Annotated in this window: 7 protein-coding genes; 3 read left to right on the top strand and 4 right to left on the bottom strand. The window is 66.3% G+C overall.

Annotated features, from left to right (window positions below; all coding sequences use genetic code 11):
- Positions 1-86 precede the first annotated feature (86 nt).
- Positions 87-1,565 carry a mannitol dehydrogenase family protein gene (locus MAXJ12_RS00680; protein ID WP_008833799.1) on the top strand — a complete coding sequence of 493 codons (1,479 nt, stop codon included), beginning with the start codon at positions 87-89 and terminating at the stop codon, positions 1,563-1,565.
- Positions 1,566-1,847: 282 nt separating this feature from the next.
- Positions 1,848-2,639, top strand: coding sequence for an SDR family NAD(P)-dependent oxidoreductase (locus tag MAXJ12_RS00675; RefSeq protein WP_008833798.1), 792 nt, complete (start codon positions 1,848-1,850; stop codon positions 2,637-2,639).
- Between the two features lie 202 nt (positions 2,640-2,841).
- Here MAXJ12_RS00675 and MAXJ12_RS00670 read toward each other — a convergent pair whose 3' ends face one another.
- From MAXJ12_RS00670 to MAXJ12_RS00655, 4 genes are all read right to left on the bottom strand, one after another.
- Complete coding sequence (locus tag MAXJ12_RS00670; protein WP_008833797.1) at positions 2,842-6,486, bottom strand: EB domain-containing protein; 3,645 nt, start codon at positions 6,484-6,486, stop codon at positions 2,842-2,844.
- Positions 6,487-6,497: 11 nt separating this feature from the next.
- Positions 6,498-8,471, bottom strand: a complete 1,974-nt coding sequence (locus MAXJ12_RS00665) for an NHL repeat-containing protein (RefSeq protein ID WP_008833796.1) — start codon at positions 8,469-8,471, stop codon at positions 6,498-6,500.
- Between the two features lie 321 nt (positions 8,472-8,792).
- A complete protein-coding gene (locus tag MAXJ12_RS00660; protein ID WP_040584492.1) occupies positions 8,793-9,404 on the bottom strand; it encodes a LysE family translocator in 612 nt (203 codons plus the stop codon).
- Between the two features lie 323 nt (positions 9,405-9,727).
- Positions 9,728-10,555: an AraC family transcriptional regulator gene (locus MAXJ12_RS00655; RefSeq protein WP_008833794.1), complete on the bottom strand. Its 828-nt coding sequence runs from the start codon at positions 10,553-10,555 to the stop codon at positions 9,728-9,730.
- Between the two features lie 225 nt (positions 10,556-10,780).
- On the opposite strand from MAXJ12_RS00655, the gene MAXJ12_RS00650 reads away from it, so the two are divergent.
- On the top strand, positions 10,781-11,065 hold a 285-nt coding region (locus tag MAXJ12_RS00650), incomplete at its 3' end, for a sigma factor (protein ID WP_008833793.1).

Raw genomic sequence — 11,065 nt, 5'->3', positions numbered from 1 at the left:
CTCGGCGCTACGCGCCGATCCACCTTCTCCCACAAGGGGAGAAGGGAGAGCGGACGCCGGCGCACCCAAAGAAAAGGCGTTGCTGAATGACCACGAAACTCTCCCTCGCCGACCTGACCGACCTACCCCCTGACGTCATCGGCCCGAACTACCATCGCAGCCACCTCACCGCCGGGATCCTGCATTTCGGCGTCGGCAATTTCCATCGCGCGCACCAGGCGGTCTATCTCGACGATCTGTTCAACGCCGGCATCGACCACGACTGGGCGCTGGTCGGGGCGGGGGTTTTCGAGGGCGAGAGAGCGGGGCGCGAAAAGCTCGCGGGCCAGGATTTCCTGACCACGGTGGTCGAACAGGACGACGGCCACATGCAGGCGCGGGTGACCGGCGCGATGCTCGATTTTCTTGAGCCCGGCGACAGCGCCGCCATCATCCGCCGGCTCGCCGATCCCACCATCCGCATCGTCTCGCTGACCATCACCGAGGGCGGCTATTTCATCGATCCGGCTTCGGGAAAGTTCAATCCGGAGCATCCCGCGATCGTCGCCGACGCGACCGACATCGACCGGCCTTCGACCGTGTTCGGCATAATCCTTGCCGGACTGAAGCGGCGCCGCGAAGCCGGGACGCCGGCATTCACGATCATGTCGTGCGACAACATCCCCCACAATGGTCACGTCACCGCCGATGCGATCATCGGCCTGGCGCGGATCGCCGATGACGGCTTGGCAGACTGGGTGAGAGAGAACGTCGCTTTCCCGAACGGTATGGTCGACCGCATCACGCCCGCCACCACAGACCGCGAACGCGCGATCCTGGCCGAAAAATTCGGCGTCGACGACGCCTGGCCGGTGTTCTGCGAGCCGTTCCGGCAATGGGTGCTGGAGGACAATTTCCCCGCCGGCCGGCCGGCTCTGGAAAAGGCCGGCGTGCAGTTCGTCGCCGATGTCTCGCCATTCGAGCTGATGAAGATCCGTATCCTCAACGGCGGCCATGCGACCATCGCCTATCCGGCCGGGCTGATGGACATCCATTTCGTCCACGAGGCGATGCAGGAACCGCTGGTGCGGGCATTTTTGGCCAAGCTCGAGCGCGAGGAGATCATTCCGACCGTACCGCCGGTGCCGGGCGTGGTGCTGGAGGAATATTTCGAGCTTATCGAGCGGCGGTTTTCCAATCCGAAGATCGGCGACACGGTGCGGCGGCTCTGCCTCGACGGCTCGAACCGGCAGCCGAAATTCATCATTCCGACCATCGCCGAGCGGCTGAAGGACGGGGCGGGGATAGAGGGTCTGGCGCTCGAATCCGCACTCTGGTGCCGCTACTGCTTCGGAACCACCGAATCCGGCGCCGAGATCGCGCCCAACGACCCGAACTGGGACCGGCTGCTGACGGCCTCGCGCGCTGCGCGTGCCGATCCCGCCGCCTGGCTGGCCATGGAGGATATTTATGGCGAGGTCGGCCGGTCGGAGATATTTGCGGCGGCGTTTGCAGACGCGCTGAAGATGCTGTGGCGAGACGGCACGCGGGAGACGCTGGGGAGGTATTTGGGAAGGACGTTGTGAGGTCTGTGTTCACGAGAGTTTAGCGCTAGGCTGCTAGGGCGGTGCCAAGACCCCCTCACCGTCCGCTTCGCGGCCACCTCTCCCCCATGAAAGAAATGGGGGCGAGGAATCGCAGCTTCGGCGATTGGCGTTTCCTCGCCCCCGCTTGCGGGGGAGAGGTGGCCGCGAAGCGGACGGTGAGGGGGTCTTGGCACCGCCCTAGCAAATTTGTCGTGGAACCCACTCTTCCGGAAACAGGCGCGCTCGCATAATTTCTCGCAATTGAAGATGGCGGAGATTTTCATGGATCTGGGACTCAAGGGCAAAGTGGCCGTCATCACCGGCGCGAGCGTCGGCATCGGGCTTGGCGTCGCGGAGGCCTTCGCCAGGGAGGGCGCGCATGTGGTGATGGCCGCGCGCGGCGAGGAGCGCTTGGTAGCTGAGGCGGCGCGGATTTCGCGCGAGCATGGCGTCACCGCGGTTCCCGTGGCCTGCGACGTGGCGACGGTCGAGGGCGCGGCTTCCCTGGTCGAAGCGGCGCGGCAAAAATTCGGCGGCGCGGATATTCTCGTCAACAATGCCGGCACCGGTTCCAACGAGACCATCACGGAGGCGGCTGACGACAAGTGGCAGGCCTATTGGGAACTGCATGTGATGGCGGCGGTGCGGCTGGCGCGCGGCTTCGTGCCGATGATGCACGACCGGGGTGGGGGAGCCATACTTCACAACGCCTCGATCTGCGCCGTGCAGCCGCTGTGGTACGAGCCGATCTACAACGTAACCAAGGCGGCGCTGCTGATGTTTTCGAAAAACCTCGCCAACGAGGTGGTCAAGGACAATATCCGCGTCAACACCATCAATCCCGGGCTGATCCTGACGCCAGACTGGGTGAAGACGGCGAAGCAGCTGACGGCGGAAAGCGGCGGCGACTGGGAGAGCTATCTGCAAGCGGTCGCCGACGAGCATGCGCCGATCAAGCGTTTCGGCACCGTCGAGGAACTCGCCAACTTCTTTGTCTTCCTGTGCTCAGACCGCGCGAGTTATGCGGTTGGCGCCACTTATCATGTCGACGGCGGCATGTTGAGGACGGTTTGACGGCTGGCCGGCGGACGTCGGAGAGCGCGGCAGCGGCAAGCGTCACGGCCGCGACGGTCCATTTCTCCTTGGACGATGTTCATTTTCCGGAGGTGTGTCGCGCGGCGGCGTGAAATGATTCACGGGCCCGGCCGAACCATGCGCGGCAAACAAAAAAACCCCGCCGGCTGGACCGGCGGGGTTTCTGGTCGAGGCTTGGCAGCTACTGGACCTGCTGGTTGTTTGACGGCTGCTGCTGGCGCCGGGGCAGAACCCTCCTCAGCACATCCGGATTGATCCGGATGTTGGGCTGAGTGGGCTGCGTCACCCGGCGGCAGTTCGGCGGCGTGCCGACGGTGCCGCGCGGGCAGCGCTGCGGCTGGACCTCCACCTTGCGGCAGTTCGGCGGCGTGCCGATCGTGCCGCGCGGGCAGCGCAGCGGCTGGACGGTGATGCAGCGTCCGTTGCGCAGAACCTCGCCGCGTTTGCAGGTCGGCTCACGCAGGATGGTCACGCATTGACCGCGCACCAGCCTTGTCCCCTTCGGGCATTCGACTACGACCGGGCGGCAACGCCCGTTCTGCAGCCTGGTACCGCGCGGGCACACGCACTGGCCGTCCTGCGTCCGGATCTGGCCCGGCAGCAGCGTGCACTGGCGCACCGGCGGCACGTCCCTGACGCAGCGGTTGTTGCGCAGTTCGGTGCCGCGCGGGCAGATGCAGCGTCCGTCCTGGGTCCGGATCTGGCCGGGCAGGAGCGTGCACTGCTGCACGGGCGGAACGTCCTTGACGCAGCGGTTGTTGCGCAGCTCGGTGCCGCGCGGGCAGATGCAGCGTCCGTCCTGCGTCCGGATTTGACCCGGCAGCAGGTCGCACTGTTGCGGCTGCGGTTTGCGCGGTTTCGGGGTCGGGGTCGGCGTGGTGCCCTGGTCGCCCGTGCACCGGCCGTTGCGGAAGGTCGTCCCTTCCGGGCAGACGCAGCGGCCGGCGTCGTTCATCACGAACCCTTCCGAGCACTGATCCTTGGGCTGTTCGGGCCTGGAGATCGTGAACGGATGGCAGGCATACTGGCCTTCCTCGGGCGAGCCTTCGACAAGCGACTGGCCGCCGCCATTGCGCACCGGCGTATCGGGGCTTAGCACCGCCACGCAGTTGCGGCCGTTGATCGGGCCGTTCTGGTTGTCGAAGCGGCCGTCGTCCGGGATCACCACGGTGACCTGGTGCACCCGGCTTTCGCCGGCTCCGAGCGAGAGGTCGGCGACGCAGGAGATGGGCAGCGTCGTCGGCTCCGGCGCGCAGCCGAAGGGCGGGACTATTTCGGCGATCTCGACGCCTTCGAGACGGCCGAGACCTTCGACGCCGATGGCGTCGCCGATCCGCACCGGCCCGCTGAACGCCGTGTCGCTGTCGTTGCGGATGGTGACCTCGAACGTGCAGGGCTCGCCGACGCGGCATTCGCGGTCGCCGGTCTTCTCGACCCTGATGCTCGATCCGCCCTGATCGCAGGCTTCGCCGATCGGATAGACGATGTCATCTCCCGGTGCGGGCCCGTAGGAGGCGCGGGCGCAGTTCTCGAACCGCTCGTTCGGCGAGACGTTCACGGTCACGTCGAAATGGCGGCTCGTTCCGGGCGTCATCACCGCGCCCGGAATCTGGCACGACAGCGTGTCGGCCGGAACCGGTCCGCAGGTCCATTCCGCGCCGTCGGGGGTGACGGTCTGGATCTGGACGGGCGTGCCGGCGCCGATCAGCTCGGCAGCGTCGTTGACCCGGACCGGGCCCGAAGGCGCGGTGGTGCCGAGGCTGATGACTGTTATGCGGCAGGTGTATCCCGCAGCGCCCGCCACCGCTTCGCAGGTCTTGGTGATGCGGAGCGCCGGCTTGCCCGGATCGCGGCGGGGAATGCGCGCCTTGGCGCATGCCTTGTTGTTGGTGAGATCGCTCTCATCGGCAACAGGCAGCACTTCGGCGCAGTTCTCGAGGAGGTCGGCGGGGAAATCGTCGCCAACGATCGCCTTGACGCCAAGCGGGATGGAAGCGCCTGGAACCAGCACCACGCCCGGATGGTCGCAGCGGAACCGCCCGGCCACTTCCGGCACGCACGACCACGGCGGCGAGGGCACGAAATCGGACGAGGCCGGCACGTTGACCGGATATTCGTCGATGACGGTGATCGGGCCGTTGATGGTCTCGGTGCCGGTGTTGATGACGTTGATGATGAAGAAGCAGACGCCGTCCGGCGAGCAGACCGGGGTGCGGGCCTGCTTGGTGATGCCGAGATCGACCTTCTTCTCCACCGGAGGCCTGCAATCCCGGTCGCCGGGACGGCAGAGTTTTATGGACGCGCAGGCCCTGTCGTTGGCCTGCGAGCCGAACAGCTCCTTCTCGCTGGCCGGATAATCATATGCGGCGCAGTTGCGGATGTAGCGGGCGTCCCAGCCGGGACCCGGCTTGAAGCCAAGCTTGAGGTCGATGGATTCGCCCGGGTTGAGCGTGGTCGCGGGATGCTCGCAGCTCATAGGGCTCGTCAGCGGAGCGCAGACCCAAGGCGGGTTCGGGCCGCTGTCGATCGTCGCGTTGCCGGGCAGGGTGACCTCGTCCAGCACGATCTTGCCATTGTAAGGCGCGTCGCCGACATTGGAGACGGTGATGGTGAAATTGCAGCCTCCCTCCTCCGTACAGGTCGCCACGTCCGCGCGCTTTTCGACCTTGATGTCGGGCCGGCCGCGCTCCTCGTCCGGACAGTCGAGGTCGTCCGGGATGACGAGGTCGACGGTCTGCGTGCAGCAGAGGCCGACGCCCTCTTCCGGCCCGGCATAGGTCTCGATGCCGGTGACGATCAGGTGGACGACATCGCCCGGCAGTGCGCCGGTGATCGTCCAGGCGAGGACGCCGCCGCCGGCCGGCACGAGCTGCGCCGCCGGTGCGACGGTGATGCCCGGCGTCGTGGTGCGAAGCTGCACCCACTTGCCGGCCATGTCGGCGCCGACAGGCATGTTGTAGATGAAGGCGCCGCCGCCAGGCACGCAGTCGACATCGCCGGTCTCGACCTCGAAACAGGCCTCGTCGCCGCCCGAGGGCGGTGGCGGAGGCGGTTCGCAATCGGTCACGTCGATGCCGATCCTGGTCGGCTTGCCGGTGAGGAAATCGCCGTCGTCCGGCAATGCCGGGTCATGCGACGGAATCTCGATCGCCGCAGCGCCGGGGCGGGCGAGCGTGACGAAACCCTGATTGTCGACAATGGTCGCCGCCGGGAAGGCGGCGAGGTCGATCTTGGCGGTGATGATCACGTCGAAATAGCGCCGGTCGAGAAGGCCGTCGCCATCGAGGTCTGTTCCCGACAGGCGGAAATCCTCGATCGTCACCGTGTCGTCGGGCGAGCCCGTCGTCGAGACGGAAGCCGCCGGGGCGGGTCCGCCCGCAGCGTCGGTGATGTCGCCGTTGATCTCGACATTGACCACCGAAAGCCCGGCTGGAAGCTGGTCGCGGAAATCCATGCGGATCTGCTTCAGCTCGTTGCCGAATTTTTCACTGTTCAGGATTTCCGGTTCGCCTTCCGCGCCGAAGCGCAGACGGTATTTGACGTATTCGCAGGATATCTGCTTGCCGATCTTCTCGAAGAACGGCTCGACGCGCTCGCGTTCGCGAACGGGATCGTCCCGGTCGAGTTCGAGGAGCGGCCGGTCGTCGGCCGGAACCACGAGCGGCGTCTGTGCGGCGGCGGGTGCGATGCCCAAGGAGGCAAACGCTAGCCCGGCCGCCATCAGCCAGCGCGACGCGCGCGCGGCGATGGTTGCAGGTTTCATGATCGTCTCCATGACATTGCTTGAGGTGCGTTCCGCGGCGGGAAGATGTGAGAACATGGTCATCTCTCCCTCCCTCACGGCGCGCAGCTTGCGGGTGGCGTTTCGAGCGTCACCGTGACTTTGCAGCACGGGTAGTAGCCGCCCCGTTCGGCATCGGCTTCCTTGTAGAAGCAGAGCCCGACATCGACATTCTCGCCGGGGAAGTGCCCGGTGATGCCCAATGTGAACGGAGCGCCTGCAGGCTGGGTCTGCTGCAGGGGCGAAACGCCGATCCCCGGTGTCCTGGAGTCGGCCTTGATCGTATCGCCGCCGATGCCAGCGACGTCGCGTACGTAGAGATCGGCCTCGAGCCCGGCCGGCGTGCAGAAATACTCGACCGCATCGAGATCGATGCAGGGCGGAATGTCGTCGCCCGGAGGCGGGAAGATCGGCGGCCAGATGGGCGGCAGGTAGCCGCCGCCGGGCACCGGCTCGTAATAGCCGGCGCGGCCTTCGCAGGGCCGCCAGACTTCCACGTCGCCGACATGGCCCTCGACTTCCGGATCCTCGAAGAAGCCGTCCAAATCGACGAACCAGCTGCCGAAGGGCGGTTCGTTCTTCGGGCGCACCAGCGGCGTCGGCGTGATCTGCACGCCGTGCACGGCAAGCGGCCCGCCGGCAATGAGCTGCTCTTCGAGCGCCGGATTGTCCCTGAGCTTATCGCCGGTCTTCACCAGCGTGTCGGCGCAGGCATTGGTGTTGATGAAGCCCTGCGCGTCATAGCCGTATTGCAGGTCGATGCCGCCCGCGCTTTGGCGATGGCCTTCGGGGAAGCCGACGGCATATTCCTCCGGCGCTTCCACCCAGATCGATGCCGTCGCCGGATCGTCCGGGCTTTCGCGCCAGTAGCGCAGCACGACGCCGTCGCCGGAATCGGCGAAGCGGCTATAGTCGTAGCGGTTGTCGATCTCGCCGCGCTGGGCGAGATACATGAAGCCGCGCGTGTCGAAAGCGATGTCGGTTACCGCCAATTCTTCGGGAGCGGCGACCGTCAACTCCCAGCGCGGATCGCCGGCAAACGTCCCGTCGCGGGCGATGCCGACCGACCAGATTTCCGCTTCCTCGCCGACCGCGTAGTAAAGCCGGCCGCCATGCACCTGGACGCCCCAGACGCGGCGTTCGTCCTGCGTGTAGCCCCAGGTGTCGGGGTCCTCGCTATCGAAGGCGGCGCCCTCTATGTCCATCACCGCGCCGTCGTCGGCGACGGCATCGAGCCCGCGCGAGGGTCGCCCGGCAACGCCGTGATCGAAGGTGTCGATCAGGGCCCCGTCGGCGCCGATGCGGTGGATCATGCCGGTGTCGAGGTCGGAAGCGAAGAACTGCCGGTGCGCCTTGTCGAAGGCGACATTGCCGATGCCCGGCCCGCTGTTGCCGTCGATATTGGCGAACAGCGAGACCTGGCCGGTCAGCCCGTCGATCTTCCAGATCGTGCCGGGACCGCCGCCATTCTCCTCGGCGAACTGGCCTTCCATGAAGGTCGCGCCTTCCGCGCCGCGGCGCTGGCGTTCGGGCCGGCCGTCATCGTCCTCGTCGGGCGTGACGATGCGGATGCCGTGCAGCGAGCTTGCCGCCGCATAGAGGTTCGGCACGCCGCTCGGGATGCCTTCGCGAACGCCGTCGTCATAGGCGAGGCCGAAAACCTGGCCGATCTGGCCGGCCATCACCTCGAAGGGTTGCGGCGTATAGACGAGTTGCCCGGAAGGCGGGCCGCCGAGCGCGTTGACGTCGAAAACGCGCAAGGTCGCGCGGTCGAGGTCGATGAAGGTTTCGTCGACCGGGTCGACGCCGGGCGGCAGCCCCTCGTCGAAATTGGGAATGATGGTCCCGGAAAATCCGGTCACCGCCATCGATCCGGGATGGATGATCTGCGTTTCCTGCGCCCTGCCGGGGCCGGCGAACCAGAGCCCGGCCGTCAGCGCCAGCGCGACGATTGCGCTCGTCGAGGCCAGCGCGTTGCGCCGGCGAGCGGGAAGGGCGTGCAGGATGGATGTTCCGCGGACATGCGGCATGAGGCTTCTCCCGAATCTAATCGGAGAAACCACCGGCGCGGGCGCGCGAACGATCGCCGCGTGTCCGGCACTTTCCCCCCTGGCAATACGGTATCCGCCCCTCATACGCACGTTACGCGGGCAATGACGTTGCGTCAACGGGACGAGGCCGAAGCCCAGCGCGTCCGTTTCGTCTCCGAAACGGTGGTCGCGCCGAACGCCGGCCAGTCCCCTTGACCTGTAACTGTCGATGGTCATGGGTTTTTCCTTTCCGGGGCCGCACCATGCGGCTCCTGGACGCTCAGTCGCGGCGGCGCCCGGAAAGGTTCATGAAGTCGGGGGTTAGCGGTCCGACAGCGCCAGCCGCAGCCCAAGCGCCGCGAACGCGCCGGCAAAACCGCGCCGCAGCCAGGCAAGCACGCCGGGCTTCGAAATGACGTAGCGCCTTGTCGCCGACGCGAAGGCGCCATAGCCGACGAAGACGATGAAAGTGAGCGCCATGAACACGCCCGCCAGCCCCAGCATGTAGGAGGTCGGGTTCGGCGTGTTCGCCGGCACGAATTGCGGCAGGAAGGCCAGGAAGAACAGCGACAGCTTCGGATTGAGAATGTTCAGCATGAAACCGTTGGCGATGATCTTCGCCGGTGAGAGCGCCGAGTGGCGTTCGGAAACCTGCAGCGCGCCGCCATTCCGCATCACGCCCCAGGCCATGTAGAACAGGTAGGCGACGCCGAGATATTTCACCACCTGGAAGGCCAGCGCGCTGGTGTGCAGCAGTGCGGCCAGCCCGGCTATGCTCGCCGCTATATGCGGGACGATGCCGAGCGTGCAGCCGATCGCCGCGAGCACGCTCGCACTCCAGCCCCGGCTGAGGCCGAAGGCAAGCGTGTAGAGCACGCCCGTGCCCGGCAGGAGAATGACGATCATCGAGGTCAGCAGATATTCGGGTGTCATGGAGGCGCTCCGTCGTTTGGAAGGCCTGATCAAAGCCGACGGGCCGGCTTCCGTCTTGAACGAAATTGCGGCGCGGGATCCATTCCGGTTCCAACGGAATGCACCGGGTTGTCGGCCATGCGAGCCGAGGACTGTGTCGATATTGCCTGCCTGCAGGTCGGTTCCGGGATGGTGCGCCTGCCGCCCGGTGATATTTTCGGCGTGCAAGGGCTTTTGGGGACAAGTTTCCAAAACGGGCACCTGCGGCTGGCGGCTGGCCCTATCCGGTCGCCAGCCTTGCGCGCCAGCGCTAGCCCTGCCGTGGCGACATGCCAGCCTAAATCTCAGTTCACGGCTTCGGCGTAGGCGCCGGGCGATATGCCGTATTTACGGGTGAAAATCCGCGTCATGTGGCTTTGATCCGAGAAGCCGCAGGTCGCGGCCGCCTCGGCCAGCGGCGTGCCGCGCCGGATCAGCCGCCTTGCCGCGTCGACACGGCGCTGGACCAGATAGGCGTGCGGTGTAAGCCCCGTGGCCTTGGCGAACGCCCGCAGCAGTTGAAAGCGGCTCAAGCCGCTATCCCACGCAAGGTCCGAAAGCGTCACGGCTGCGGTTGGATCGTCGTCGATGCGGCTGCGGGCCAGGGAAATCGCGTCGGGAACCGCCCGGTCGCGATCGAGGTCCCCGCGCATCGCCTCCGCCAGCAGCATCAGCAGCCGTTCCTCCCGAGCGATCGTCGCGCACGTTTCGACTGGCGTCGATGTTTCCGCTCCGCCGGCCGTCACCGCCGAAAACAGCGCGCCGAAGCGGGCCGCGATACGGGCGTCCGCAATGACGGGTTGGGCGAATTCGAACGCGCTCGTCCTACCCTGGCTGATGTCGCGGGCGGCATTCGCGATCAGCGGAGGGTCAAAATAGAGCATGCGCCATGAGCGGCCGGCATCGCCGATCGGCGCGCCGTCATGCACTTCGCCGGGATTGACGGTGATCGTGTCGCCGGGACCGGCCTCCACCATGCCGCGCCCGCTCAGAGACTTCTGCGCGCCGCGATGGATGACGCCGATGCCGAACTGCTCGTGCGTGTGGCGCGGAAATGTGTGGCGCGTCTCCGCCTCCACCGCGTCCACGCCGGCGATCGCGCACCGGAGCATTCTGAATTGGGCTCGCGCCATCTGGTCCTGCCTCCTTGGGCAGTTTGCCTGCCCGTGCCTTGAACCGCAACGGCGAAGGTGAAGTGCCTATCTACCATGAGTCGTACCTCATCCATATGCGATAGCCTTGCCCGCAAGGGGAGACGAGAGCCGCGCTGGCGCAGTTCCCGCTCTTGGGCTAATCCTTCACCAACGGGGTGAACCTTTCCGGGGCCGCATGCGACAGAGCCGACAGAAGCGCCGGCCATGACGAACGATACCGATCGTGACCTGGTCGGCCGCGTCGCCAAGGGCGACCGCGCGGCCGTGCGGCTTCTGTTCATGCGCCACCACGCGCGGGTCTACCGCTTCGTGGCGCGCCAGACGGGATCGGAAGCGATGGCGGACGACATAGCCAACGAGGTATTTCTTGAGCTGTGGCGGCAGGCGCCGCGCTTCGAGGGCCGGTCGGAAGTCTCGACCTGGCTGCTCGGCATTGCCCGCTTCAAGGCGCTGTCGCATCTGCGCAAGAAGAGCGAGGCGTGGATCGAC

The sequence above is a fragment of the Mesorhizobium alhagi CCNWXJ12-2 genome (genome assembly GCF_000236565.1).
GTDB lineage: Bacteria > Pseudomonadota > Alphaproteobacteria > Rhizobiales > Rhizobiaceae > Allomesorhizobium > Allomesorhizobium alhagi.
This window is presented reverse-complemented; position numbering and strand designations above follow the sequence as displayed.

Coding starts and splice junctions, on each gene's coding strand:
- MAXJ12_RS00680 (WP_008833799.1), top strand. CDS start 87: ATGACCACGAAACTCTCCCTCGCCGACCTGACCGACCTACCCCCTGAC.
- MAXJ12_RS00675 (WP_008833798.1), top strand. CDS start 1,848: ATGGATCTGGGACTCAAGGGCAAAGTGGCCGTCATCACCGGCGCGAGC.
- MAXJ12_RS00670 (WP_008833797.1), bottom strand. CDS start 6,486: ATGACCATGTTCTCACATCTTCCCGCCGCGGAACGCACCTCAAGCAAT.
- MAXJ12_RS00665 (WP_008833796.1), bottom strand. CDS start 8,471: ATGCCGCATGTCCGCGGAACATCCATCCTGCACGCCCTTCCCGCTCGC.
- MAXJ12_RS00660 (WP_040584492.1), bottom strand. CDS start 9,404: ATGACACCCGAATATCTGCTGACCTCGATGATCGTCATTCTCCTGCCG.
- MAXJ12_RS00655 (WP_008833794.1), bottom strand. CDS start 10,555: ATGGCGCGAGCCCAATTCAGAATGCTCCGGTGCGCGATCGCCGGCGTG.